Origin of the sequence: Parasphingorhabdus sp. JC815 (assembly GCF_040717415.1) — a bacterium.
GTDB lineage: Bacteria > Pseudomonadota > Alphaproteobacteria > Sphingomonadales > Sphingomonadaceae > Parasphingorhabdus.
Window position 1 is genome coordinate 121,814 of the sequence record NZ_JBFEFM010000006.1, and the last position, 24,509, is coordinate 146,322.

Here is a 24,509-nt window from a genome sequence, read left to right on the forward strand (position 1 = left end):
AGGAGCTAGGTTGCTATGTTGAAAAACGGCATCATATGGATAACCGGGCTAGCGATTGCCCTGTTTTCCGGGCTTGTCGCAATGGGTGCGATTGCCAAGAATAAAGTGCCCGAACTTGCAGTGTCCATCCAACCCGTAAACGGTTTTGCTTCACAGACGCTGGCATCCAATTTCCTTAAAGCTGCGGTTGCGGCAAGTGAAGGCCAGTTTCCTGAAACTATTGATCCGGCCATGAAGGACGTCGCTCGGCACGCCTTTCTATCAGAACCGATTACTCCCGAAGCGATCGCCGTGCTGGCGCTTGGTAGCGCCGAAGATAATAAACGTGAACTGATGCAGGAAGCCTTCGCCCTTTCCCGCCGCGAACGGCTTATCACTGGCTGGATGATTGCCGACAGCGGGGCGCGGGAAGATATTCCGGCGATCCTGGGTTACTATGACACAATGTTACGCACCAGTTCCTCTGCTGCATCGGCTGTAATTCCGATGATGGCGGGCGCGCTCGCGGATGAGAATTTCGTTGAACCCTTCGCAAGCCTGCTGAAAAAAAATCCGCCATGGGCCCGCCGATTTTGGGGTGCGGTTGTCGCAACCCCGGAGGCGGTCGGCAATGCCGCACGCCTACGGGAATTATTATATACTGCGAATGAAGAAAAAGAAAATTACCGGGATGCACCTCTGATCAGTGCGTTGGTCAGAATCAAGCAATTTGAAGAGGCAGTAAACTTATTCCAGCTATTGGAAGGTCAGGAAAAAACGGATTCGCTTCTCCACAATGGCTCTTTTGAAAGTGCCCCCCAATATCCGCCACTTGATTGGCAAATATTTTCTACCGGAGAATATGGCGCAGCAATTACAAAGGGTAAGCTCCAACTCAGTGCGATCGCCAATTCAGGCGGGCTATTTGCAAGACAGCTTGTTAAATTGCCTGCAGAAGTGGTAACGATTTCGGTAAAATCACAATCCGGCATTCCTGATGGCGCAAATATCTTCCTGAATATATCATGTGCAGAAGCATTAAATAACGCTCCACAAAGAATTCGCATCCGTTTGTCGGGTAAATCAACAAATCAGCAGATTAGCAATGAACAATCCGGATGCAGTTTTTATTGGCTGGACATCATTGGCCGCGCTTCGGAAAGTGGAAGCGGCTTTGATGTTGGCTTAGAGTCTTTGTCCCTACGAATAACATGACCAAATCATGAAACGCTTCATCGACTTTATAGTAGCATCGGTTACCTTGCTGATATTGTTACCTGTGATGTTATTCATTGCGTTGCTCAACCGTATCTTCCTAGGAAAACCCGTATTATTTATTCAGGAGCGTCCCGGGCTTGACGAAAAACCGTTCGATTTACTGAAATTCCGGACGATGAAAGATGCCGTGGACACTGATGGCCGCCCGCTTGCTGATTCTGAACGATTGACACGCTATGGGAAATTTCTTCGTGCTACCAGCCTTGATGAGTTACCCGGACTATGGAATGTTATCAAAGGAGAGATGTCACTCGTTGGCCCTCGCCCCTTACTTATGGAATATTTGCCACTCTATACCAAGGATCAAGCACGCCGTCATAATGTCCGTCCGGGAATTACCGGCTGGGCACAGGTAAATGGCCGCAACGCCATAAGTTGGGAAGAAAAATTTGCGGCAGATATTTGGTATGTGGATAATCAGTCCTTAATGCTAGATTTTAAAATCCTTTTTATGACAATTATAAAAGTTCTCAAAAAGGAAGGTATAAGCGCCGATGGGGAAGCCACCATGCCGAAGTTTACAGGCGGGCTTTCATGACACAGAATGCAATCTATGGCATCTACGGTGCATCTGGATGTGGGAGAGGCGTAGCCCCTCTTCTTCAAAAACAGTTTCAGTATAATTCAGACGTAGAAATTGTATTTATAGATGATGGATGCACAAAAAAAGTTGTAAATAATCTGCCCGTATTTTCTTATCAGGATTTCGTACAATTAAAAATCCCTATTAAACGCGTGACGATTGCAATCGCAGATTGGAAGATACGGGAAAAACTATCGGTTAAATGTGCAGCAGATAATCTATGTTTCCATACAATAAAAGCCGCACAGCATATAACGATGAGCAACGTCATAATCGGAGAAGGAGCAATATTTTCTCCTTTCACTACTATTACCAGCAACATCAAAATCGGGAATCATTTTCATTGCAACATTGGAAGTTATGTTGAGCATGATTGTGTGATTGGCGATTTTGTAACTTTTGCACCAGGAGTAAAATGCAATGGCAATGTGCATATTGGTGACAAAGCATATATCGGAACCGGTGCCATAATAAAACAAGGTACACCCGACAAGCCCCTTATCATCGGGAATGGAGCAACTGTAGGTATGGGAGCTGTCGTCACCAAAGACGTTGCTCCCGGTGCAACTGTTATCGGCAACCCGGCACGTCCTTTAGTGAAATAACGCTACGTTATCCCTGGCGCGTAGCTTTCTCAAGCGTTTGACGAACAGCGTTACAATATACTTCAATCTGCTCCTCAGTAATCGAAGGATGCGTTAAAAGCATAATGCTAGTCTCGCCAAGTTCACGGGCGATGGGCAGACGCTTTTCAGGTCGCCAGCCTGTTCCGTCAAAAGCTTTTTCCAGATAGACTTCACTACAACTGCCTTGAAACGCCGGATAGCCTTGTGCCGCTATGTCCTCAACGATCCGATCTCTCGTCCATCCGGATTTTAGCCCGTCCTGTTTAATATAACCATATTGCCGGTAATAGGCATGGGTGAACCCGGGATCTGGATCAGGCACACGGACAATACCAGGAAATTCTTGTAAAACAGCTTGCAAAGCGCGAGCATTACGGGTGCGTAAAGCAGTCCATTCGTTCATACGTTTAAGCTGAATACGTCCGATCGCGGCCTGCATCTCCAACATGCGCCAATTTGTTCCAAAACTCTCATGCACCCAGCGGAACCCAGGCGGGTGTTCACGATTATAGACCGCATCCCAGCTTTTCCCGTGATCTTTATAGGACCACATCCGGTTCCATAAATCTTCATCGTTAGTAGTGACCATGCCGCCCTCACCGCCGGTGGTCATGATTTTGTCCTGACAGAACGACCAGGCCCCGACATGGCCCAGCGATCCCACCATCGCTTCGCCAACTTTTGCACCATGCGCCTGCGCGCAATCTTCGATGACGAACAGGTCATGCTGATTCGCAAGCTTCATAATGCCTGCCATATCACATGGCCAACCGCCAAGATGGACCGGGATGATTGCCTTGGTATGGTCAGAAATTACCGCATTGATCGTACGTGGGCTTATATTCCCACTATCTGGCTCAACATCAGCAAAGACGGGTGTCGCTCCGGTTGTTACCACAGATGATACAGACGCAATAAACGTGCGCGGCGTTACAATAACTTCGTCTCCGGGGCCGATACAAAGCGCTTTCAGTGCCAAATCCAACGCTACTGTACCGTTGGCCAAAGCGATGGCATGATGCACGCCGGTCCAGTTCGCGTATTCCTGTTCGAATTTACGTCCAATATCTCCGGTCCAGTAATTTACCTTGTTGGATGTAATGGTAGCCGATACCGCCTGCACTTCCTCCGACGAGAAACAAGGCCATGATGTAATTTTTGTAACCATTATAGAACTGGCACCCTAATTTACTTATCTGCTAATAATGGACAGGCTTGAAATGATATGGGAATAAAACAAACAAAAAATCATTCCATTCTAATGCCCAATACACTGCAGAGTAACCGTACTTCTAAAGCGTTGATTTGTTGCAGCCATATGCTATCGGGCGGCATCTAATGCAACTGCTATTGCCTGCGGGCATCGTACAGGATTAATGATGGCGCTCAATCGGCCGATGAAACACGCGGAAACGCTGCATCCATGCGATTTACAGCAGATGATGCGCTCGTTCGGCTGGGAAAGCGCTTTTAATTGCCTCTCTGCCACCGGCCTTTACCATGTCCCGCTTTACCGTAAACTGGTTGACACATTCTCTGCCTATTGCAGACACATCTCTCGTCAAAATTGTAGCCAAATTCTCAATAGAAGTAAGTTGAAGGTAACGACAAGCAGGCTTTCTTCGAAAAATAGTTGGTATAAGCCGCTTTCGTTTCTATCCAAATCTAAGCCACAAGTGCCTGGCGCTGTTTCAACATTTCTTCTGCACAAAAAGGGTCATTCATGAAAATCATGAGTATATTCGGTACTCGTCCAGAGGGCATAAAAATGGCACCTGTAGTAAAAGCACTGGAGGCCGATAGCCGCTTTGAAAGTTTTGTTTGTGTAACGGGACAACATGCAGAAATGCTTGATCAGGTAAATGCGCTATTTGGGATAACGCCTGATGCCGACCTGAAAATCATGAAAGCGGGGCAAGGGCTAACTCATATCACTACGGCTGTATTAAATGGTATGGTAACCGTTCTGGCGGATGTTCAACCGGACTATGTGCTGGTCCATGGTGATACCACAACATCTACCGCCGCTGCGCTGGCGGCGTTTTACGCAGGTGTACGGGTTGGCCACGTCGAAGCTGGTCTGCGGACCCATAATTTATTATCTCCATGGCCAGAGGAAGCCAATCGACAAATCACAGGCCGGCTCACCAACCTTCATTTTGCACCAACAGCTGTGTCGCGTGACAATTTGCTCAAGGAAAATACACCTGCATCCACTATACATATAACCGGCAATACCGTTATTGATGCGCTGCTATTGGTAAAAGATCGGCTGAATCAAGATTCCAAGCTTAACGCAGAGCTTGCCGGACAATTCCCATTTCTCGACACGTCAAAAAAATTGATACTTGTCACCGGGCATAGGCGGGAAAACCATAATGGAGGAATTGAACGGGTGTGCGAAGCATTGGCTACGATCAGCCAGCGCGATGATGTCCAGATCGTCTATCCGTTACATTTGAATCCTAAAGTTAAGCAGGCAGCGGAAAAGGTTTTGGCGGGCGTAAACAATGTGTTTCTGATTGATCCGCTGCCCTACCTTCCTTTTGTATGGATGCTGAACGCTTCTCATATTGTTGTAACGGACTCAGGTGGACTACAGGAGGAAGCGCCAAGTTTGGGCAAGCCAGTGCTTGTGACCCGCGATACCACCGAACGACCGGAGGCTGTTGACGCCGGGACCGTCAAATTGGTCGGGACGGACTCCGCCGAATTGGTCGCAAACGTCACAAATCTACTCGACGATGAAAAACTTTATCAGCAGATGTCGGTGGCGCACAACCCTTATGGCGACGGAAAAGCAGCAGAACGGATAATCGAAATTCTTTCACAAGAAGTTCAATAAACACTCGCAATTTCAATGTTTATCAAAGGCAATTTATGAATAAGATTTCAATTCTCGGCCTCGGCTATGTCGGTCTCCCAAGTGCGGCCGTTTTTGCTGCATCGGGTATGAAAGTGGTCGGTATTGATATCAATGCAAAGTCCGTCGAGATTATCAACAGTGGCCGCGCCCATATCGTGGAACCGGGTCTCGACGAATTGCTACACAAGGTTGTCGGCAATGGCAGCTTGCGCGCCACCACAATTGCGGAGCCGAGTGATGTGTTCGTCATTGCTGTGCCGACGCCCTTTAAAGAAGGCAATGCACCGGATCTCGCATTTGTTAAATCTGCTGCGGAAATGATTGCGCCTTTAATTGAAAAGGGCAATCTTGTAATTCTGGAATCAACCTCTCCGGTTGGCGCAACCGAACAACTGGCCGCATGGATTCAAGAGGAACGTCCGGACCTTGCAGTTCCCGAGCTCGATGGCGAGGAAGGCGACATTTACCTCGCTTATTGTCCAGAACGGATATTGCCGGGGAAAGTGATTCAGGAAGTGGTCGAAAATGACCGCGTTATTGGCGGAATCACCGCACAAAGCAGCGAACAGGCGGTGCTGTTTTATAATAAGGCGATCAAGGGTGCGTGTCACATTACCAACGCTCGCACTGCTGAATTATGTAAACTTTCCGAAAACTCATTCCGCGATGTAAACATTGCGTTTGCCAATGAATTATCCATGATTTCTGCCAAGCTGGGCGTCGATGTTTACAAACTGATCTCACTTACCAACCGTCATCCCCGGGTAAATATACTGCAGCCCGGTACAGGTGTTGGCGGTCATTGCATTGCCGTAGATCCCTGGTTCATTGTAGATAGCGCTCCTGAAGAAGCACGGATTATCCGCACGGCACGCGAAGTTAATGACAGTAAGCCCGGCTGGGTTGTCGAGCAGGTCACAAAACTGGCCAAAAGCACGGATCAACCCGTTATTGCCTGTATGGGGCTTGCCTATAAGCCAGATGTTGACGATTTGCGCGAAAGTCCCGCGGTTGAGGCAGTCAAATTGCTTGTCGATAAAGCTATTGGCAAAGTTGTTGTCTGCGAACCATTTGTTGATGCGCTCCCGGACTCGATAAAAGAGTTGGGAGTTGAATTGATGAGCACTGATCAGGCTTTCGATAAAGCAGACATTATCGTATTCCTTACTGCGCATGACCAGTTCCGGCACATCCCGACACATCAATGGCAAAACAAAATCGTTTTTGATGCATGCGGGCTTACAAAGTAGCGACGCACGTGAAGATACTCTATTTTCATCAGCATTTTTCCACTCCGGCAGGTTCGGGTGGCACGCGTTCATACGAAATGGCCCGTCGTTTGCTGGCTACCGGGCACCAAGTAACGATGATTTGTGGCAGCAACAGCAATAGCAAAACTGGTGTTGATTCGCCTTTTGTCAGGGGCAAGCGGCGCGGTTTTGTGGATGGAATTGATGTCATCGAATTTAATCTGCCCTATGGCAACAAAGACAGATTTCTGAAACGTAGCTTTTTGTTCATGAAATTTGCGCTTCGTAGTATCGGTGTCGCACTACGTGAACCGGCCGATATTGTATTTGCAACGAGTACCCCACTGACGGCAGCTATTCCCGGTCTCTTTGCCAAATGGATAAGGCGTAAACCTTTTGTCTTTGAGGTACGTGACCTTTGGCCGGAGCTACCCCGTGCGATGGGCGTTATTACTAATCCATTAGTGTTATGGGCTATGGGCGCACTGGAGTGGGTCAGCTATAAATCTGCTGATCGCCTGATTGGACTTAGTCCAGGCATCGTGGACGGAATCGCACGCAATGTCCCGGATTGTACCAAAATTGCGCTTGTCCCCAACGGCTGTGATATGGACTTATTTGCCGCTGATGCCGAGCAGTGGCGGCCGGAAGGGGTTAGTGATAGTGACTTCATGGCGGTATTTACCGGGACACACGGGAAGGCCAACGGCCTTGGAGCCGTAATAGACGCGGCCGCCATATTGCGCGCTCGCGGGACAAAGGGCCTAAAAATTGTGCTTGTTGGAGATGGGGCAGAGAAGGCGTCCCTCATGGAACGTGTAAAAAAAGAGGGCTTGGAAACTATCGTGATATTCCATGATCCCGTACCCAAAGCCCGATTAGCTGGATTAATGGCTTCTGCTGATGTTGGATTACAAATACTCGCCAATGTACCAGCGTTTTATTACGGAACATCGCCGAACAAGTTTTTCGATTATCTGGCGGCTGGATTGCCGGTATTGACTAATTATCCGGGTTGGGTTGCCGATATAGTCGAAAAACATGCTTGCGGCATCGCTATCCCTGCTGCAAATCCGGAATTGTTTGCTGCGGGTTTAACTAAATTGGCGAACACAAATAAGGTTGATCGCAAGACAATGGGAGCACAAGCCAGAATAGTTGCCGCCGATCAATTTAACCGCGATTATCTCTTTGCTAAATTTAGTAAGCATCTCTTAGAATCCTGAATATTTCCCTCCAACGACCGAAAGTTTGGAATAATGGCCTCTCCACTGATGAATAGATTCATTCATTTTGCAGCACGGACTGTCAGGCGCTCCCCTGTTTTGATGAAGCTGAGTTCTGTCGCGAAACGCCAGCGTTTAAATGTCGCATTCTCCAGTTCGGATCAATATTGGCGCGAACGGTATGAAAAAGGCGGTAATAGCGGTGAAGGCTCCTATGAATTTTATGCCACATTCCATTTTTTGGCAAAACAATAATTAAATACTTGGCTCACGCATCATGCTGATCAGTCATGTATTGCCATTTGTTACGCGTGCCGCTGCGGCAGCTTTTGCGCTGCTCAGTATCAAGCTCACCTATGATTTTTTGTCCGCTCCGGATTTTGCTCTACTGAACTATATTCTGTTTATATTGGCGATGAGCACAGCCTTGTCTTCTCCAATACACCGTGTGTTCTGGGCCGAGAATTCCCGCGATATTTTTATCGTAGCAGTATATTCGACATGTACCGTTTCTGCGTTTCTTACGATCACCCTCCTCTCAGTTTATGGAATGACTAATGGACTGGATTTTTCAATATTCATTCTCATAGGCTGCTTTTCGCTTATTTTTGCCAGCTTTAAGATTGCCGAACGGTATATGTATGGTCAGGTTATATTCGATCGCAGCCTGAACGTCGCCCTTGCGATTCCGGCAGCATTTGCATTGCTTGAGTTATTGTTTGTAACTTTTCAATATTTCACCAATTGGCCATCGCTATCCGCACGACTGATCGGGCCGAGCTTAATATCTGTCACAGTTGCGCTGATCGTTCCGACTTCCCGCGCGTATTTACTGACTTTACTGGGAGGGATGCATCGCTTCGCGGACAGCCTCTCATTCATGATCAAGCAAATTTTCTCCGCCAAAGGTGGAAAGATGCTGTTCTTTACAATAGCGATGACGCTATCAATCATGATCGACAGATTGATACTGGGTTATGTTCCAATAAAAAATCCAGCGGCGTCGGCCGATTATCTGCTCGCGCTATCCTATGCCATTGCTATCCAGACTTTTCTTAACATAATGCTCGACTTGGGACGCAAGAAAATCTATCAGAATATGGCTTGGGTAGATGGCGCGAAGGCCTATGCAAGCCGGGTTTTCATGCTTGCAATCCCGCTTGCACTTTCGCTTGTCATTATTTTTCCGGCATTGAAATATTTTACCATAGTTCCTGCATCGGTAAGTATCTATGTCTGGGCTGTGCTGATCTTGCGCTCTATAGCTGGTTTCACAATCAATTTTGCATTCATCGACAGTGTCCAGTCCGGCAGAATTTCTGACGCCTTCGCTCCGATTTTGGCTCTGGTGTTTATAAGCATAGCATTTTTATCCATGCTGATAGTGGGCGTTGATGATCGGACGGCTTCGATAATTTGCGGGCTTTCTTTAGTTACGCTTTCGTTTATCGTAACCGTCAGCTTTTATCGCCGGGTGCCAGCGACCTGACATGACAGAACCCGACAAGCACAAACACTCCTACTATCTGACTTGAAACCCGCGCAATAATATCGGCCCGCTATGCATATTTATTATCTCTACAATCTTTTGCTATTCGGCCTGTTCCCTGTTCTGGGCCGGCGGATTATATTTCTAATTGCTTTAACCTTCCCCTTCTTCCTTCTTTTTCTGCCGGATACGGGGGCGGATTTTATATATTATCAAAATGCCTATGAAACTGTGTATTTTGACACAAGCGCACCGCTATTCTTTCGGTCAGGGTCAGAACTGACGGCTGAAGCGGGCTGGTTCACATACACAGGCCTCTTGCACTATTTATTGCCCAATTATCGTTGGTTTCTAGTAGTTAATTTTCTTTTGTGCCTCGCGTTGATTGTCAAATCTCTTACCGTTTTGAAAATCGATAAAGATAAAATTGGATTGATGGTCGCAGTAATGGTGCCGATATCCTTTGTTACAATTATGTTCTGGTCACCGAGGTCCGCATTACCATTAGCACTTTGTTTTCTGGGTATTGCCTATCTGGAGAAGCGCCGAGAAATATTGGGTATATTCCTGTTTTTCATCGCTTTGATGATACACTCCCAATATGCGGTGATAATATTTATTTTCTCTCTATTTTACTTTTTGAAAAGATATATTTTAGTAAGGTATAAAATAAGCACGATTTTAGCTATATCAGGTTTATTTTTAATAATAGCGTATCTTAATGCAGAATATGTAGTCTCTATACTCGATTTTATACCAACAGCTGCTATCCTCACTTCTAAACTTCATTATTTGGAGAGTTCGGAAACTGCATTCAGAACAAGTGGCCTACTCTCAATATTTGTATACCCGTTATTTATGTGGTTTTGTCGAAAGAACCCGGATTTCCAAAAAATAGGGACAGTGTTGATCATGCTCACGGTATTTTCAATGCTGATCAATATCGCTTTTATTAATAACGCCCACATTGCCGGTAGAATTGCCAGAGCATCAGATTATTTTCTATTCAGTTATGTGCTTGCCACAACGGCATTTCTGCTTAGTCCAAGAATTGGGTCTTTAGTGCTCATACCAATGTTTATTGTGCTACCTTTTCTATTTCCGGATCTTTATAATTTTACTGAGATAATGGGCAGTCTCGGTCTTTATTAATTGATAAACAGAGTTAGAAAATGAATAACACCGATGCCAGCAGTAAGATATCATGGTTGGTTATAGGGCCGTCCCCCCCTCCATTAGGTGGCGTCACAGTTTTTATTAGCCGTTTTGTTGGCAGACAAAGAGCGCGTGGCGTTAACGTTCGCCAAGCATACCCAAACTCACCACTAGCAGCTTTACGGTTCTTGTCAGTTGCAACACAAAGACCTGAGATAGTGATAATCAATTCCATGCGTCTGCCCTTGCTATTAGCTGTATTTCTATTCTTCCCCTGCTCGCGCAAAATTATTGTCGACCATAACCATAGTAGAAAGCTAGCCGAAGCCAGCTCTAAAACTGGTGTGAAAGCCAATTTAAGATGGAGGTTTACCAAACGGTTGCTGAACCAGTTTGATCGTATTTGGCTTGTGGCGCCGCATTTGCGAAATAATTATGCGCAAGCTGGTCTCTCTACTAAATTGACTATTATAAATCCTTTTATAGCTCCCGATCCATCGGAATATAAAAGCGCTGTTTCGCAATATTCGCCCGGTCTTCGCTCACTTCTGCGAAGGGATAGCGAAGAACTTATATTTGCTATATCTGCCTATCGGCTAGTTGATGAGAATGGGCGTGACCTTTATGGTTTTGATCTCGCATTACACGCAATGCGAGCACTACTCGACAAAGGGCTGAAAGCAAAGCTCGTGCTATTCATAGCTGATCCGGTTCAGACAACCGTTTATCAAAATGCTAAATCTTTAATCACGACGCTTAATCTAAGCGATCATGTCTTGTGGGAAGAAGGGCAAAAACCACTTTGGCCATTATTCAAAACTATCGATGCTTATTTACGCCCAACACAAACTGACGGTTGGAGCGTATCAATTGGAGAAGCTTTGGCTTTAAATTGCTCCGTAATAGCAAGCGATGTGGTTCCGCGAGCAAAAGGATGTGTTTTGTTCAATCTCAATGATGTAACAGCTCTACAGAATGCGATGTCCTTAACTATTAAGCGTTAGCTTTAAAACAGAATATTATTAATGTGATCCAACAACCAAAATCCTTGATAAACTAGTCCCGTTTGAGCGCCCCTCTCACTATCAATAAATTGTAAAATATATCCTTAGGTATTGGTTTAATCGGGTGGACGTGACTGGCGCATCAATCTAATAACCAAGCCCATGAAACAAATCATCCAGGACCTATCTTCCGGCGAAACGCAGCTTATCGATTCACCGCGGCCCGCCGCCGGTTCGGGCAGTCTGATAATTGATACAAAATGCTCGCTGATCTCGGTCGGGACAGAACGCATGCTGGTTGATTTCGGCAAGGCATCATTGCTTAGCAAGGCGCGGCAACAACCCGACAAGGTCGCGCAAGTGCTGAACAAAGTTCGCACCGACGGGCTGATAACCACGGTTGAGGCTGTGCGTTCAAAACTCGCACAACCGATCCCGCTCGGCTATTCCAATGTCGGGGTTGTCGCCGAAGCCGGATCTGCGACACGCGGCTTTGCTGTTGGTGACCGCGTGTTGTCCAATGGGCCACATGCCGAGACCGTGCGAGTGCCGCAAAATCTATGCGCCAAAATTCCGGATAATGTTCCGGATGAATATGCCGCTTTCACTGTCGTAGGCAGTATAGGATTGCAAGGTGTGCGGCTGGCTCAACCAACAATCGGCGAGTCCGTCGTGGTCATGGGCGCAGGCCTCATCGGGCTGATGACAATTCAGATATTGCTGGCAAACGGTTGCAGGGTGCTGGCAATTGATTTCGATGGCGCAAAACTGGCTTTGGCGCAAAGCTGGGGAGCCGAAATATGCAATCTGTCCGACGGCGCTGATCCCGTTAGCGCGGGAATGGCATTTAGTGCCGGACGCGGCGTCGATGCCGTCCTGATCACGGCATCCACCAAATCGGATGATCCCGTGCGCCATGCTGCGCAGATGTGCCGCAAGCGGGGCCGCATAGTGCTGGTTGGAGTAACTGGCCTGAATTTATCGCGCGATGATTTTTATGAAAAGGAGCTGAGCTTTCAGGTTTCCTGCTCTTACGGTCCCGGACGTTATGACAGCAATTATGAAGATAACGGACAGGACTATCCAATCGGGTTCGTGCGCTGGACAGAGCAACGCAACTTCGAGGCCATTCTTGACTTGATGTCTGCGGGAAAAATTGATGTCTCTGCCATGATCAGCAAGACAGTTCCTTTCGAGGAGGCACCCGGCGCGTTTCAGGATCTGACAAATGAAAAGGGGCTGCTTGGCGTGGTCCTTAAATATGAAAGTGCGCCCGAAACACGGGCCAGCCGCACGGTAACATTTGGGGCAGGAAATAAAAGCAGTGGTATCGCCAAACCACGCATAGCCATGATTGGGGCCGGAAATTACTCATCAAGAATTTTGATGCCGGCGCTCAAAAAAATAGGTGCTAATGTAGGGCCAATCGTGACATCGGGCGGTCTTAGCGGTGCAATAACAGCCAAACGTTTCGATGTTGCAGAAGCCGGAACGGATATTGATCAAATCCTTAATGATGCAGAAATTCCTGCGGCCGTCGTTGCAACGCAGCACAACACGCACGCATCAATTACCGCACGCTTGCTTGATGCTGGAAAAAGTGTGTTTGTTGAAAAGCCGCTGGCGATTGACCGGGCGCAACTTGATCTGGTCCGTTCTGCTTATGAGAAACAGATTGCAGAAGGAGGAACAGCCCGTTTGATGGTTGGCTATAACCGGCGTTATTCTCCTTATACCGTAAAAATGAAGTCGCTACTTGATAAGGTCAATGGCCCCAAATCCTTCATCATGACGATGAACGCCGGCGCCATCCCTGCCGATGTCTGGGTTCAGGACCAAGACATCGGTGGTGGCCGGATTATCGGCGAGGCTTGTCATCATATTGACTTGATGCGCTTTCTCTCCGGCCATGAAATAGTTGAAATCAAAGCCCAGAAGATGGGTGAAAACAGTGTCGAGACAATTACCGAAGACAAAGCCATCATCCTGCTCCGCTTTGCAGACGGGTCACATGGTTCTATCCATTATCTGGCTAATGGCGCTGCCAGCTTTCCGAAAGAACGAATTGAGGTTTTTGCCAATTCCGGAACGCTTCAGATCGACAATTTCAAAAGCCTGCGTGGTTTTGGCTGGCCTGGCTTTCGAAAACAAAGCGGGTTAAGGCAGGACAAAGGACAAGAGACTTGTATAAACCTGTTCTACCAAGCGATTTGCAATGGCACGCCCAGCCCCATTTCTCCTGATGAAATATTCGAGGTCGCTGAGGCCACTATTACGGTGGCCGAGATACTCCGGGAGCAACAGTGAATCTATATACCAAAGTCCGGGCTTTTGCGCGGCTTGGCTGGCGCAGCTTGTTGGATGTCGGTCTTTATAGAATAGGTTTAAAGACCGGTTTGCACCCTGTGCTTAAAATCATACCGATACCATTGGCTACGGGCGACTTTTTCCCTACCTCCGCCAGATCCGGTCCACTGCCTCCACCAACTCCCGTGTGGCAGGGCAGGGCATGGGCTTTTGGCAAGCCTTGTGCAGGTCCAAGTGATGATCCGCCCGATTGGCATGCCAATATTATTACGGGCGCGCGGATGCAGGATGTAAATCTACGCTGGGACAAGGTCAGGGTATTTTCATCGCAAACCGGTGATATCAAGACTGTTTGGGAAGCCTCTCGGTTTGATTGGGTGATGACCTTCGCGCAAAATGCGGCACTTGGCAAGGTAGGAGCACTCGAAAAACTAAACCGGTGGCTGACCGACTGGACCGAACAGAACCCCGCTTATAACGGACCCAACTGGATCTGCGGTCAGGAAGCAAGTATTCGCACAGCGCATCTGGTCCTTGCAGCAATTTTGCTTGGCAATGAACAAATACTGCTGGCACCGCTTGAATCTTTGCTGCTGCTACACCTTCGGCGCATAGCGCCCACTGTGGCTTACGCGCGCGGTCAGGATAATAATCACGCGACTTCGGAAGCTATGGCCCTCTATGTCGGAGGACTCTGGATATCGCGCAGCTGCACCGACGAAAATCGACGCACAGAAGCCCGAAAATATATGGAAACGGGCCGGGCTCTCGCCGAAAACAGGGTAAAAGCACTGATATTTGACGATGGGGGTTTTTCGCAATATTCGCATGTTTACCACCGGCTCATGCTGGATAGCCTTTCGGTCATGGAACTTGTGCGGCGCAAATTCGATGCTACTGAATTTAGCACTATATTTAACGACAAGGCCGCTGCTGCCAGTGAATGGCTGCGTTTTTTTACAGAGCCCACAAAGGGTGATGTCCCTAACATGGGTTCTAATGACGGAGCGTGGCTATTGCCTATTGGCCCCTCTCACTCCCGCGATTTTCGACCAAGCTGCGCGCTGGCTTCAACGCTTTTCGAAGGACAAACCGCCTTTGCTGAAACTGTTAGTGCGAGCAGCTTATTGCAATGGCTTAATATTGAACCTGAGACGTCAATAGGATTGGAAACTGTTCCGCCGGTTCGATTATTTTCCGATAGCGCAATCGCTGTAATTAGCAGTGGTGATTGGCGCATATACATGCGGCTTCCCGGTACAAAATATCGCCCACATCAGGCTGATGCACTGCACCTAGATATCTGGCGCGGGAGCTTAAATCTGCTCTGTGATGCTGGTACTTACAGCTATGCTAACACCGGATGGGAATATTTCCCTTCCACTGCCGCGCATAATACAATTGAATTTGATGATCGTGACCAAATGCCCCGTGTAGGGCGCTTTCTTTATGGCGAGTGGTTACAGCGTGAAGAGATACACATTGGAGATAATCTTGGTGCGCCTTCAATTACAGGTAGTTACACCGATTATAAAGGCATCAAACATATCCGGACGGTAACTTTTACGAGTGATGGCGTTGCTGTTACTGATACAATAGCAGGACAATTTCATACAGCCCAAATACGTTGGAGAGCAAATGACCCTGCTGTCCGAATATCCACAAATTCACCAGTTATAGAATATGTCACGGAAAATGGCCTATCTTCACTATACTATCAATCAAAAGAACCTATTTCGGTTTATACGGGTATTCTTTCAAACGAAGATACTTTCACAACATATCTAAAGTTCTAGACACAATCTGGGCCTATTTCGCCCAATCATGAATTTGATAAAAGGATGTGTCCTTTATTAAGGAAACTAACTTCAAATTTAGCACAAGGCGCAATTACATTGGGGAAGAAAAAATGCCCCCCTACCCCTCATCCAGAAGTTCAAGCAGCGTCGCCAGACACTCTCTTGCCAGCAGTTTACAGCGTTCCGGAGACCAGCCCTGCTCATCGTCCGGTAAATCGCGGTTGTCCTTAAAGGGCATTTCCAATGTCATCGCCACCGCGCCGAAGCGTTCGGCTATCTGGTTCGTGGACATCGAGAGATTAGCTTTGCCTGCGCTTGCAGTGGGATAGCCCAGCTCGGTCTGGAAATCCGGTGTGCGCGCGGCAAGACGGTTGCGGTAGCTGTTATATTTGCGACCCTGCTCCTCGGTCCAGCTCGGGATGCCTTCAAAACCGGCGATAAACACGGCGGGAATGGCTTCATCGCCGTGGACATCCATGGCAAAGTCAACGCCGCTTTCGTCCATGGCATTACGAACGCACAGGACTTCGGGACTTTTCTGTGCGCTTGGTTCGTGCCATTCGCGGTTCAGGTTTGTGCCAGCATAGTTGGTGCGTAAATGCCCGCGATATGATCCATCAGGGTTCATATTGGGTACGATGTGAAACCGGCATTTTTGCAGCAAGGCACGGGCATGCGGCTCAGCGGGATCGGCCAGCATTTCCAGCGCGCCTTCCATCCACCATTCGGCCATGCTTTCGCCGGGATGCTGACGGCCATAGAGCCACACCTGTGTAGCGCCCTCACCCATTTCGATGCAATCTATCGGTTGCCCCTCAAGCGAATGGCCTAACGTGCGGCATGTAATCCCCTCAACCGATGCCACTTCCGCGATCAGGTCATGATGGCGGTCTATGCTATAAGGCGCAAAATAAGCGAACCAGACGATATTGCTGGCGGCGGTATAGCGGATGGACAATATGCCCTTGTCTTCATCATAGCGGCTGTCGGCGCGGCCCCAATATTCGCGGTCTTCGCTGACACAGGCGTTATAGCCCGGCCACCCCTGAGGATAAGCAGAGTCTTTTAGCCCGCTGATATTCAGTTCGAGTGTATCGCCAATCTCACAGGTGACGCGAAAATGGAACCATTGGAAAAAGTCGCTGTCTTTATCCTTGCGAATCGACAGGTCGGCTTTAGTGCCGGAAATGCTATGGACGGCGATGTTCCCGCTATCAAAAGCGGCGGTGATCTGGATGCTCATGGAACCGTAATAGTGGTTCCGGACTCTCCGGGGAAGTCCCTGAATAACGCTTCAGCCAATTTTGATGCCGCCAGACCCGGTTGTGATGCCGGTGAACCGTCCTTGGCCTCTACCCATGACCGGCCTTCCCAGACTGCCTGATTATCAGCGCGGCGAGTAATGCGGACCGCCATTTCGGTAGCTATTTTATCCTTGGGCTTGCCGCTCAGGTTAATACCGATGCCCAGGCCGACACCCGATCCATAGCTGCCGGTGCTTCCGCCGACCCCGACCGATACCGGAGAACGTGCGCCATTGGCCGTGATACGGCTTTGCTGGACCGTCAGGCGCGCGATATATTCGCTGTTCTTACTGTCATCGACCGGCTCGGTATAGCCCACCCGCTGTAATTCCCGGCGAACCGCAGCGGCATAGGTGCCATGTTCCAATATCGTGCCGGTCTCGGCATCACCGGGGGATGTAATCGTGATGGTCCCGACGGCGATTGGAGAGGCTTGGGCATTATGGAAGCGAGTGACATTAACCGGCGGCGTTGATGCGACACAGGCACTTATCATCATGGATAATAGCGCAATGCCGGATAGTTTCCAGCGTAGCTTTTGCGTAGACATGATATTCCAACTCCTTACTATATATTATCCCTAGCCGAAATCCCGGGACAAGCGGATAAATAATTATATCTATATGGCCTTATGGTTAACCGATGAGTGACTTTCGCCGGATATGAAAGCTGACACGATAATATCAGATTCTTGAGGAGACATTATGCCGGATCGTTTCACTATATTAGTCACGGGCGGCGCCGGCTATATTGGCAGCCACGCAGTATGGGCGCTTAAAGATACCGGATGGCCGGTGGCCGTGATTGATAATCTTACGACCGGATTCCGCTGGGCCGTGCCCGATGATGTGCCCTTTTATAAAGGCAATGTCGAGGATAGCACTCTTATTGCCAAAATTGCCAAAAAGCAGAATATCGGCGCTATAATGCATTTTGCCGGATCGGTTGTGGTTCCGGAATCTGTCGAGAATCCGCTGAAATATTATGATAATAACACTGCGAAAAGCCGCAGCCTGATCGAATCCGCCGTGGCAAATGGCATAAAACATTTCATCTTTTCCTCCACCGCCGCAACCTATGGCATACCGGAGGAAAGCCCTGTGACAGAGGACACAGCGCAAGTGCCGATCAACCCCTATGGCATGTCCAAATTAATGACCGAATATATGCTCCGCGATGTGTCGGCGGCGCATGATCTTAATTTTTGTGCCTTGCGCTATTTCAACGTGGCAGGGGCCGACCCGGGCGGGCGCACCGGCCAATCGACCGCGGGCGCAACGCATCTGATAAAGGTCGCAGTAGAGGCCGCATTGGGCAAGCGCGATAGCGTGGCCATATTTGGCACCGACTATGACACGCCCGATGGCACAGGCGTGCGGGACTATATCCATGTCTCCGATCTGGCCGCGGCTCATGTCCATGCGCTTGAAGCCCTCGTTGCCGAGCCTGAGCGCAATCACTTGCTCAATTGCGGCTATGGGCGGGGTTTTTCCGTGCTGGAAGTGCTTGACGCCGTGGACCGGGTAACGAACCAGAAAATCTCCCGCAAACTAGAAGGTCGGCGAGCGGGCGATCCCGATTCGCTGATTTCGGACAATCGCGCGATCATGAAACGCTTCCCCTGGCAGCCGCAAAATGCCGATTTGGATAAAATTGTTGCACATGCACTAGCCTGGGAGCGTAAATTGGGCGACATTCGCATAGAATGACGCCCCCAATACTTGACTTTGGCGAGGCATAACCCTAACTGCCCACTTGATTATGTCGGGCTGCGTGCGGCCTTGGCTGTTTTCAAGACATTCAAATAGTATAATTCAAACATTAAGGTGTGATACCAAAATGAAGATCCGCAACTCTTTAAAGTCGCTTAAAAACCGTCACCGTGACTGCCGCGTGATCCGTCGTCATGGCCGCACTTATGTGATCAACAAAACGAATCGCCGGTTCAAAGCTCGTCAGGGCTAAGCGTGTTTCGTGGCAGTCGCCTGTTCTCAAGCGTCTGCTCCATTAGGCATTGACACTGTAATATTTGACATCGGGAATGTAATTTCCCGGTGGGACATTCGCTTTCTTTATGAAAAGCTGATCGATGACGCACAGGAACTCGACTGGTTTCTGGAAAATGTCATCACGCCCGAATGGCATTTTCAACATGACGCCGGACGCGCTTTTGCCGATACCAGCAAGGAGCTGATCGCCGAGTTTCCGGATTATGCGGATCTTATCAGGGTTTTCCATCCCCGGTTTAACGAAACCAACCCCGGCGAAATAGACGGTGTTCCCGCGCTGATAGAGCGCCTGCATGACGCCAATATTGCCTTGTTCGCCATATCCAATTTTTCCGCCGAATTCTGGCCGAATTTTCGCGTCGACAAGCCGGTGTTCGATTATTTTTCCGATATTGTCATCTCCGGAGAAGAGAAACTGGCAAAGCCTGACCCCGCTATATACCGGCTGGCGCTGGAACGCTTTGATGTGGCCGCCGGGCAATGTCTGTTCATTGATGACCGGCTGGATAATATCGAAGCCGGTGAAAAACTAGGGATCAAAGGACATCATTTTCAAGATGCACAGGCATTGGAGCGGGAGCTAGTAGCTTTGGGATTATTAGGATAACTCTCCGCCAGACAATGGCTCACTCTCTTAATCATCTGGAACTAACATGGTTTCCATAAGATACTGTCACCCTAATCGTCATGCTGAACTTGTTTCAGCATCTATCGAGAGATCAGCCCTGAACCTGAAAATAGATCCTGAAACAAGTTCAGGATGACGGAATTACATGACCTATGGTGTGACACGGCATGAACTGATGACTACCACAGAAACCCAATGACCCATATTAACCAGCAATCAGCCAGCCTTGCTCAACGCATTCGATAATTGGTCACGGATTATTTTTAACTCTTTGAGTATCAAACTATTATCTACGCCCGGATTCTCTGCTTTCAATGGCGGCTGCTCATCTTGTGACGCATTGACGGCAGGCTGTTTCTGGCGCGATGCCAGAAATTTGCGCGCGCCTTTGATCGTATAGCCTTCTTCGTTGAGCAAGCGGTTGATCGTCTTGACCATTTCGACATCGCCGGGCCGGTAATGCCTGCGCGAGCCAGCACGCTTCAAGGGCCGAAGCATGCCAAACTGCTCCTCCCAATAGCGTAAGATATGCGGCTTGATGTTCAGCTCTTTGGAAAGCTCTCCTATAGTCCGGAACGCCCCAAGGTCTTTGGTCATTTGTTGCTCGATTCAAACTATCCAGCCGCAATAATGCGGTCACGCATGGTTTGGCTGGCGCGGAATGTCAGCACGCGGCGCGGAGCAATCGGAACCTCGACACCGGTTTTGGGATTGCGGCCCGTGCGCTCTCCCTTGTCGCGCAGCACAAAGGTTCCGAAACCGGAAATTTTTACATTTTCACCAGCAATCAAAGCATTGATCATATGATCGAGGATGGATTCCACCATTACGGCGCTATCGGCACGCGACAAACCTATCTGACGATTCATACTATCAGAAAGGTCGGCGCGGGTAAGAGTATCACTGTAACCCATATGAAATATCCCCTGGTAAGAGATTGAGTAAGAGATTGAAAATACTAATCTTCCTATAGCCGAAGTTGTTAAATAAGTAAATCTCGGCATCAATCTAATAGTGGATTTTGTTCATTTCCCGCGATAGGCCGTTTGGATGAACGATCAAATGACAAAAAATACCGATAAATCGGTAAACCTAGCCCAGCTTCTAAACCAGTGCGGACCGGGGGGAGAGGCCAATCCTATCAGCTTGCCGCAAGGCTGGACCCAGGGACGAACCGCTTTTGGCGGGCTGTCGGCGGCGCTGGCCTATCATGCGGCCAACCATATTGAGGATGATTTGCCCGGACTGCGTTCGGCACAGATTGCCTTTACCGGACCGTTATTCGGCGCATTGACCGCGCAAACAAAAATGTTGCGGCGCGGGCGCAGCACTGCCTTTGTCCAGTCCGAGCTTTTCGGTGACAAAGGATTGGGCCTGCACTGTAATTTCATCTTTGCAAGCGAGCGGGATACAGAGGTCAAAACTCACGAAATGGCACAGCCCGATTTCCCGCCCTTGCCCACGGATGAGGCTTTGCACAGCGGGCCGGAGCAGTTTTTCACATCCAAAATGGAATTTGTCGGCAAGCGGATTGATACCAGCATTAAAACCAACCGGCTGACCCGCTGGATGCGGTTAAAAGACCGCGACGATCTGAATGATCCCATAGCAGAGATTTTATGCATGGGAGACAGCCTGCCGCCATCTATCATGGGGATGCTCGACAAAAATGCGATGGTCAGCTCGATGAACTGGCAAGTTAATATCATTGCTGACCATCCCGCTACCACAGATGGCTGGTGGTTGATCGACTCGCAAACCCATCATGCCGATCATGGCGCAAGCAGCCAGTTTATGAGCATCTGGAACAGCGACAGGGAGTTGATCGCCACCGGCATGCAAAGCGTGGCTTATTACGCATGAACTATTAAGCATGAAGGAGGATTAATCCGGGCGCGGAATTACGGCGCTTCTTACGCCTTTTATAGACCCTTATATAGAAAGGCAAAAAGCGGTAACATAGCGGTGCTGTGTTGAGCTTCTGATATTACAGAGCTTAAAACGGGGGCATATAGGAGAATTATCATGAAATCTGTGCTGCTCTATGTAAATGATGATCCAGGCTTGCCGGCAAGATTACAGGCCGCTTTGGATTTGACCCGCGCGTTCAACGGGCATCTGACATGCCTGCGTGCCAATCCTTATCATCCGCAAATGGCCTTTGACGGCGTGACCGGCATGTCGGTCGTCTATGATGTGGCAAAACTCACGCGTGAAGCCGATCAAAAATTGCGCGCCGATATCGAAAACAAACTATCGGACGAGGATGTGTCATGGAGTTATAGCGAGGTTAATAACCATCCGGCCCGCGGTCTGGCCCGTAATAGCGCGCTATCAGATCTTATTGTGTTAAGCGCAGCCGGTGATGATCAGGATAACCGTATGCCGATCGGCATGTTGGGCGATGTGCTGTTCAATACGCATGTTCCGGCGCTGGTTCAGCCAGATGCAGTCAAGAAATTTGACGCAGCGGGCGTTGCCACCGTGGCATGGAATGGCAGCTTTGAAGCCGGAAACGCGCTACGCGCAGCCGTGCCGCTGCTGCAAATGGCGGCAACGGTGCATATCCTGACCGTGGAAGAGAACAAAGACCATGACCTGCCCCCGCTCGCGGCATCGGAATATCTGTCCCGCCATGGCATCACTTCGGAGGTTCACAGTATGACGGCGAAAAACTCTGTTCAGGAAGTGCTGTTGTCAACTTCCGATTCGCTACACGCCAGCTATATGGTGATGGGCGCTTATGGCAAAAGCCGCGCTCGTGAATTTCTGTTCGGCGGCGTGACCCGCAGTCTGTTCAACGAGTGCCCGATACCGCTGATTGTCGCGCACTAGAATGATTGCGGGTGATATGGAATATTTCACCTGAAATCACGGCAAGGCAATAAACGAGGCCAATGTTTGATCATGAACAGGGACTTGGGGTTTTAGTAGCGCCTGTTGACCGTTAGAATGGCGACGAAAGGAGTCTATATGATAGAAATATCCCATAGCGCCACGCCGGATTTTTATAAAGCGCAGCAAAAGCCGGATGATTTTCCGGCGTCCCCGCCCGAAGCACCGCCGATTGAACCAAGTCCGGCGAATAATCCCGGTGGGCCGGAAACACCGCCACCGACACCCGAGCCAGCGCCCGGGCAACCGCCGGAATATCCTGCACCCGATGATATTGTCTAAAACAGGACCGCGAACCAGATATTCTGGTTCATGCGCGGGTGAGCTGCGCCCAAACCGGAAGATGGTCCGATGCCTTACGTGCTGCCGCACTGTCATGCACGCCGCCAGCCACAGCCGCTAACCGGTCGCAATGCATGATCCGGTCGAGCCGGGCAATTGGCCCGCGTGAGTGGAAGCTGCGACCGCAATCAACAAAATTATAGCTGCGCGCGAAAACGCTCAGACATCCGCCAGAGGCACTCCATTCGTTCAGATCACCCATCAATATAGTGGGCGTATCAGCACCATATTGCTGCGCCAGTTTCATTATCGCTCCGGCCTGACGCCGCCGCCATAATCCGGAAAGATCAAGGTGCATGCCAAATACCGACACATCAAAACCCTTGACCTCAATCTGGGCCATCACTGCGCCCCGCGGCTCCAGATACGGGATGTGCAATATATCATGGGCGGTAATCTGCGCTGACTTATGCGCCAATATCGCATTGCCATGCCAGCCCATGGAATCCGTTTGAACATCAAGAGGGGTGGCACGATAATCGCTATATTGTTCAAGCAATAAAGGCGGTATTGCCGCCGCACGCGGCCCGAAACGGCGATCCGCTTCTTGGAGCGCGATAATATCGGCATCCAGTTCGTTCAGCACGTCGATCACACGACCGGGATTGCGCCGCCGGTCGGTGCCAACGCCTTTATGTATATTGTAACTGGCAATTTTCAGCATCAAAGAGTCTGTAATTATTACGCACCGATATATGTTTGGGCCGGTTTCGGTTTGAAAGGGCTTGGAATAATTAGAAGGAAGCGCGGATTATGTAAATGTAATCTGGGTAAATGGAATCCGGCTATTCGTAAGCCAGCGGGCGAAAATCATATGTTTGCGGTTCTGTTGACTAAGGTCAAACACATATTAGAAGAATAAGCATATACTATAATCTACTCCCCTTTTATGACCAGAAAGCCATCATATCATGTCAGCGACTTCCGAACAGACTATATTTCTTGCCACTGACCTGACCGCGCGCGCAGATCGCCCCATGGACCGGGCTATTAAACTTGCAAAGACGCGCAACGCAAAGCTGGTCGTCTTTCATGTGATGGAAAAAGGCCCGCATGACAAAGCGGCGATTGACGCCGCTACAGCAGATATCGAACTGGACCTTGCCAGTCAGGATATGAAGGCCGAGATCATTATCGAAAGCGGGAACGTCGTTTCCAATATTATCGACAATGCCCAGGCGCATAATGCCGCAATGATTGTTACTGGCGTGGCCCGGATTGACAGCCTGGGCGACCTGATTATGGGAACCATGCTGGAACGCGTCATCCAACATAGTCCGCTCCCTATTTTAATCGCCAAAAACCGGGCTACAACAGCCTATAACAGGTTGATCGCGGCCAGTGACCTGTCGTCACCCTCGGCTTATGCGCTTGAGCAGGGCCGCGCCATTTTTCCAGAGATTCCCGCTCATATCATTAACGCTTTCCATGTGCCGTTTGAGGGGTTTCTCCATCCCGATTCTGTCACCGAAGAGTTTCGCGCGGAACAGCATGAGCATATGAAGAAATTCCTGAGTGAACTGAACCTCTCTGACAAAGCCCGTGAAGAGCTGAGTTTCACGATCGAATATGGCGAAACTTGCAGCGTGGTTCAGCAAGCCATAGTGAACCGTCGCTCTGATCTTGCGGTCGTTGGCACACATGGCACCAGCGGTTTTCGCGCCAACCGGATGGGTAGCATGGCACGCGCGCTGATTACCTATTTGCCCTGTGATATATTGGCGGTGCGCCAGCCCCAGAAATAGCGTTTCTCGCGCATCATAATGCGC

The 24,509-nt window shown here is 49.1% G+C and carries 25 protein-coding genes; 19 read left to right on the plus strand and 6 right to left on the minus strand.

Translation table 11 applies throughout. From position 1 onward, the window contains the following. The first annotated feature begins 15 nt into the window (after positions 1 to 15). The 3 genes from AB1K62_RS13370 to AB1K62_RS13380 are packed head-to-tail and all read left to right on the plus strand — an operon-like array spanning position 16 to position 2,445. On the plus strand, positions 16 to 1,194 hold the full coding sequence (locus tag AB1K62_RS13370) for a hypothetical protein (protein WP_367004240.1): 1,179 nt from the start codon (positions 16 to 18) through the stop codon (positions 1,192 to 1,194). Between the two features lie 7 nt (positions 1,195 to 1,201). Next, entirely contained in the window at positions 1,202 to 1,795 is a 594-nt protein-coding gene (locus tag AB1K62_RS13375; protein WP_367004242.1) for a sugar transferase, read from the plus strand. Beyond that, on the plus strand, positions 1,792 to 2,445 hold the full coding sequence (locus tag AB1K62_RS13380; protein ID WP_367004244.1) for an acetyltransferase: 654 nt from the start codon (positions 1,792 to 1,794) through the stop codon (positions 2,443 to 2,445). The genes AB1K62_RS13375 and AB1K62_RS13380 overlap by 4 nt, the downstream gene beginning before the upstream one ends. Before the next feature lie 7 nt (positions 2,446 to 2,452). Here AB1K62_RS13380 and AB1K62_RS13385 read toward each other — a convergent pair whose 3' ends face one another. Then, positions 2,453 to 3,634 (minus strand): DegT/DnrJ/EryC1/StrS aminotransferase family protein, encoded by a 1,182-nt coding sequence (locus AB1K62_RS13385; RefSeq protein WP_367004245.1) that lies wholly within the window; start codon positions 3,632 to 3,634, stop codon positions 2,453 to 2,455. Between the two features lie 555 nt (positions 3,635 to 4,189). On the opposite strand from AB1K62_RS13385, the gene wecB reads away from it, so the two are divergent. The 9 genes from wecB (at position 4,190) to AB1K62_RS13430 (ending at position 15,559) form a co-directional block, all read left to right on the plus strand. Then, entirely contained in the window at positions 4,190 to 5,311 is a 1,122-nt protein-coding gene (gene wecB / locus AB1K62_RS13390) for a UDP-N-acetylglucosamine 2-epimerase (non-hydrolyzing) (protein WP_367004247.1), read from the plus strand. Between the two features lie 35 nt (positions 5,312 to 5,346). Next, entirely contained in the window at positions 5,347 to 6,582 is a 1,236-nt protein-coding gene (wecC, locus tag AB1K62_RS13395; RefSeq protein ID WP_367004249.1) for a UDP-N-acetyl-D-mannosamine dehydrogenase, read from the plus strand. An 8-nt stretch (positions 6,583 to 6,590) separates the two neighbouring features. Further along, positions 6,591 to 7,808: a glycosyltransferase family 4 protein gene (locus tag AB1K62_RS13400; RefSeq protein WP_367004250.1), complete on the plus strand. Its 1,218-nt coding sequence runs from the start codon at positions 6,591 to 6,593 to the stop codon at positions 7,806 to 7,808. A 48-nt stretch (positions 7,809 to 7,856) separates the two neighbouring features. Further along, positions 7,857 to 8,063 (plus strand): hypothetical protein, encoded by a 207-nt coding sequence (locus AB1K62_RS13405; RefSeq protein WP_367004252.1) that lies wholly within the window; start codon positions 7,857 to 7,859, stop codon positions 8,061 to 8,063. 22 nt (positions 8,064 to 8,085) lie between these two features. After that, entirely contained in the window at positions 8,086 to 9,297 is a 1,212-nt protein-coding gene (locus AB1K62_RS13410; RefSeq protein WP_367004253.1) for a hypothetical protein, read from the plus strand. Between the two features lie 72 nt (positions 9,298 to 9,369). Further along, complete coding sequence (locus AB1K62_RS13415; protein WP_367004255.1) at positions 9,370 to 10,449, plus strand: EpsG family protein; 1,080 nt, start codon at positions 9,370 to 9,372, stop codon at positions 10,447 to 10,449. A 20-nt stretch (positions 10,450 to 10,469) separates the two neighbouring features. Further along, positions 10,470 to 11,456, plus strand: coding sequence for a glycosyltransferase (locus AB1K62_RS13420; protein ID WP_367004256.1), 987 nt, complete (start codon positions 10,470 to 10,472; stop codon positions 11,454 to 11,456). 162 nt (positions 11,457 to 11,618) lie between these two features. Beyond that, positions 11,619 to 13,763 (plus strand): bi-domain-containing oxidoreductase, encoded by a 2,145-nt coding sequence (locus tag AB1K62_RS13425; RefSeq protein ID WP_367004257.1) that lies wholly within the window; start codon positions 11,619 to 11,621, stop codon positions 13,761 to 13,763. Next, positions 13,760 to 15,559: a heparinase II/III-family protein gene (locus AB1K62_RS13430; RefSeq protein ID WP_367004258.1), complete on the plus strand. Its 1,800-nt coding sequence runs from the start codon at positions 13,760 to 13,762 to the stop codon at positions 15,557 to 15,559. The genes AB1K62_RS13425 and AB1K62_RS13430 overlap by 4 nt, the downstream gene beginning before the upstream one ends. A 121-nt stretch (positions 15,560 to 15,680) precedes the next feature. Here the strand turns inward: AB1K62_RS13430 and AB1K62_RS13435 are convergent, their stop codons facing one another. Together AB1K62_RS13435 and AB1K62_RS13440 are read right to left on the minus strand one after the other, a co-directional pair. Continuing rightward, positions 15,681 to 16,805, minus strand: a complete 1,125-nt coding sequence (locus AB1K62_RS13435; RefSeq protein WP_367004259.1) for a M14-type cytosolic carboxypeptidase — start codon at positions 16,803 to 16,805, stop codon at positions 15,681 to 15,683. Continuing rightward, complete coding sequence (locus AB1K62_RS13440) at positions 16,802 to 17,416, minus strand: DUF4136 domain-containing protein (protein WP_367004261.1); 615 nt, start codon at positions 17,414 to 17,416, stop codon at positions 16,802 to 16,804. The genes AB1K62_RS13435 and AB1K62_RS13440 overlap by 4 nt, the downstream gene beginning before the upstream one ends. A gap of 154 nt (positions 17,417 to 17,570) precedes the next feature. Between AB1K62_RS13440 and galE the strand changes: the two genes are divergently transcribed. The 3 genes from galE to AB1K62_RS13455 all read left to right on the plus strand — a co-directional run bounded on the left by galE (position 17,571) and on the right by AB1K62_RS13455 (position 19,482). Continuing rightward, positions 17,571 to 18,575: a UDP-glucose 4-epimerase GalE gene (gene galE, locus AB1K62_RS13445; RefSeq protein ID WP_367004263.1), complete on the plus strand. Its 1,005-nt coding sequence runs from the start codon at positions 17,571 to 17,573 to the stop codon at positions 18,573 to 18,575. A gap of 130 nt (positions 18,576 to 18,705) precedes the next feature. Further along, positions 18,706 to 18,831, plus strand: a complete 126-nt coding sequence (gene ykgO, locus AB1K62_RS13450) for a type B 50S ribosomal protein L36 (RefSeq protein WP_367004264.1) — start codon at positions 18,706 to 18,708, stop codon at positions 18,829 to 18,831. A gap of 9 nt (positions 18,832 to 18,840) precedes the next feature. Beyond that, positions 18,841 to 19,482 carry an HAD family phosphatase gene (locus tag AB1K62_RS13455; protein WP_367004266.1) on the plus strand — a complete coding sequence of 214 codons (642 nt, stop codon included), beginning with the start codon at positions 18,841 to 18,843 and terminating at the stop codon, positions 19,480 to 19,482. Between the two features lie 237 nt (positions 19,483 to 19,719). On the opposite strand, the gene AB1K62_RS13460 is transcribed toward AB1K62_RS13455, so the two are convergent. Both AB1K62_RS13460 and AB1K62_RS13465 read right to left on the minus strand, forming a co-directional pair. Continuing rightward, a complete protein-coding gene (locus tag AB1K62_RS13460; protein ID WP_367004268.1) occupies positions 19,720 to 20,100 on the minus strand; it encodes a MerR family transcriptional regulator in 381 nt (126 codons plus the stop codon). A 17-nt stretch (positions 20,101 to 20,117) separates the two neighbouring features. Continuing rightward, a complete protein-coding gene (locus AB1K62_RS13465; protein WP_367004270.1) occupies positions 20,118 to 20,417 on the minus strand; it encodes an integration host factor subunit alpha in 300 nt (99 codons plus the stop codon). A 148-nt stretch (positions 20,418 to 20,565) separates the two neighbouring features. On the opposite strand from AB1K62_RS13465, the gene AB1K62_RS13470 reads away from it, so the two are divergent. The 3 genes from AB1K62_RS13470 to AB1K62_RS13480 all read left to right on the plus strand — a co-directional run bounded on the left by AB1K62_RS13470 (position 20,566) and on the right by AB1K62_RS13480 (position 22,680). After that, positions 20,566 to 21,366, plus strand: coding sequence for a thioesterase family protein (locus AB1K62_RS13470; RefSeq protein ID WP_367004272.1), 801 nt, complete (start codon positions 20,566 to 20,568; stop codon positions 21,364 to 21,366). A gap of 162 nt (positions 21,367 to 21,528) precedes the next feature. Next, on the plus strand, positions 21,529 to 22,338 hold the full coding sequence (locus AB1K62_RS13475) for a universal stress protein (protein ID WP_367004274.1): 810 nt from the start codon (positions 21,529 to 21,531) through the stop codon (positions 22,336 to 22,338). 138 nt (positions 22,339 to 22,476) lie between these two features. Next, positions 22,477 to 22,680: a hypothetical protein gene (locus AB1K62_RS13480; RefSeq protein ID WP_367004276.1), complete on the plus strand. Its 204-nt coding sequence runs from the start codon at positions 22,477 to 22,479 to the stop codon at positions 22,678 to 22,680. 28 nt (positions 22,681 to 22,708) lie between these two features. Here the strand turns inward: AB1K62_RS13480 and AB1K62_RS13485 are convergent, their stop codons facing one another. Next, on the minus strand, positions 22,709 to 23,404 hold the full coding sequence (locus tag AB1K62_RS13485; protein ID WP_367004278.1) for an endonuclease/exonuclease/phosphatase family protein: 696 nt from the start codon (positions 23,402 to 23,404) through the stop codon (positions 22,709 to 22,711). Positions 23,405 to 23,651: 247 nt separating this feature from the next. On the opposite strand from AB1K62_RS13485, the gene AB1K62_RS13490 reads away from it, so the two are divergent. Then, entirely contained in the window at positions 23,652 to 24,485 is an 834-nt protein-coding gene (locus AB1K62_RS13490; RefSeq protein WP_367004280.1) for a universal stress protein, read from the plus strand. Positions 24,486 to 24,509 lie beyond the last annotated feature (24 nt).

Coding starts and splice junctions, on each gene's coding strand:
- AB1K62_RS13370 (WP_367004240.1), top strand. CDS start 16: ATGTTGAAAAACGGCATCATATGGATAACCGGGCTAGCGATTGCCCTG.
- AB1K62_RS13375 (WP_367004242.1), top strand. CDS start 1,202: ATGAAACGCTTCATCGACTTTATAGTAGCATCGGTTACCTTGCTGATA.
- AB1K62_RS13380 (WP_367004244.1), top strand. CDS start 1,792: ATGACACAGAATGCAATCTATGGCATCTACGGTGCATCTGGATGTGGG.
- AB1K62_RS13385 (WP_367004245.1), bottom strand. CDS start 3,634: ATGGTTACAAAAATTACATCATGGCCTTGTTTCTCGTCGGAGGAAGTG.
- wecB (WP_367004247.1), top strand. CDS start 4,190: ATGAAAATCATGAGTATATTCGGTACTCGTCCAGAGGGCATAAAAATG.
- wecC (WP_367004249.1), top strand. CDS start 5,347: ATGAATAAGATTTCAATTCTCGGCCTCGGCTATGTCGGTCTCCCAAGT.
- AB1K62_RS13405 (WP_367004252.1), top strand. CDS start 7,857: ATGAATAGATTCATTCATTTTGCAGCACGGACTGTCAGGCGCTCCCCT.
- AB1K62_RS13410 (WP_367004253.1), top strand. CDS start 8,086: ATGCTGATCAGTCATGTATTGCCATTTGTTACGCGTGCCGCTGCGGCA.
- AB1K62_RS13415 (WP_367004255.1), top strand. CDS start 9,370: ATGCATATTTATTATCTCTACAATCTTTTGCTATTCGGCCTGTTCCCT.
- AB1K62_RS13420 (WP_367004256.1), top strand. CDS start 10,470: ATGAATAACACCGATGCCAGCAGTAAGATATCATGGTTGGTTATAGGG.
- AB1K62_RS13425 (WP_367004257.1), top strand. CDS start 11,619: ATGAAACAAATCATCCAGGACCTATCTTCCGGCGAAACGCAGCTTATC.
- AB1K62_RS13435 (WP_367004259.1), bottom strand. CDS start 16,805: ATGAGCATCCAGATCACCGCCGCTTTTGATAGCGGGAACATCGCCGTC.
- AB1K62_RS13440 (WP_367004261.1), bottom strand. CDS start 17,416: ATGTCTACGCAAAAGCTACGCTGGAAACTATCCGGCATTGCGCTATTA.
- galE (WP_367004263.1), top strand. CDS start 17,571: ATGCCGGATCGTTTCACTATATTAGTCACGGGCGGCGCCGGCTATATT.
- ykgO (WP_367004264.1), top strand. CDS start 18,706: ATGAAGATCCGCAACTCTTTAAAGTCGCTTAAAAACCGTCACCGTGAC.
- AB1K62_RS13460 (WP_367004268.1), bottom strand. CDS start 20,100: ATGACCAAAGACCTTGGGGCGTTCCGGACTATAGGAGAGCTTTCCAAA.
- AB1K62_RS13465 (WP_367004270.1), bottom strand. CDS start 20,417: ATGGGTTACAGTGATACTCTTACCCGCGCCGACCTTTCTGATAGTATG.
- AB1K62_RS13470 (WP_367004272.1), top strand. CDS start 20,566: ATGACAAAAAATACCGATAAATCGGTAAACCTAGCCCAGCTTCTAAAC.
- AB1K62_RS13475 (WP_367004274.1), top strand. CDS start 21,529: ATGAAATCTGTGCTGCTCTATGTAAATGATGATCCAGGCTTGCCGGCA.
- AB1K62_RS13480 (WP_367004276.1), top strand. CDS start 22,477: ATGATAGAAATATCCCATAGCGCCACGCCGGATTTTTATAAAGCGCAG.
- AB1K62_RS13485 (WP_367004278.1), bottom strand. CDS start 23,404: ATGCTGAAAATTGCCAGTTACAATATACATAAAGGCGTTGGCACCGAC.
- AB1K62_RS13490 (WP_367004280.1), top strand. CDS start 23,652: ATGTCAGCGACTTCCGAACAGACTATATTTCTTGCCACTGACCTGACC.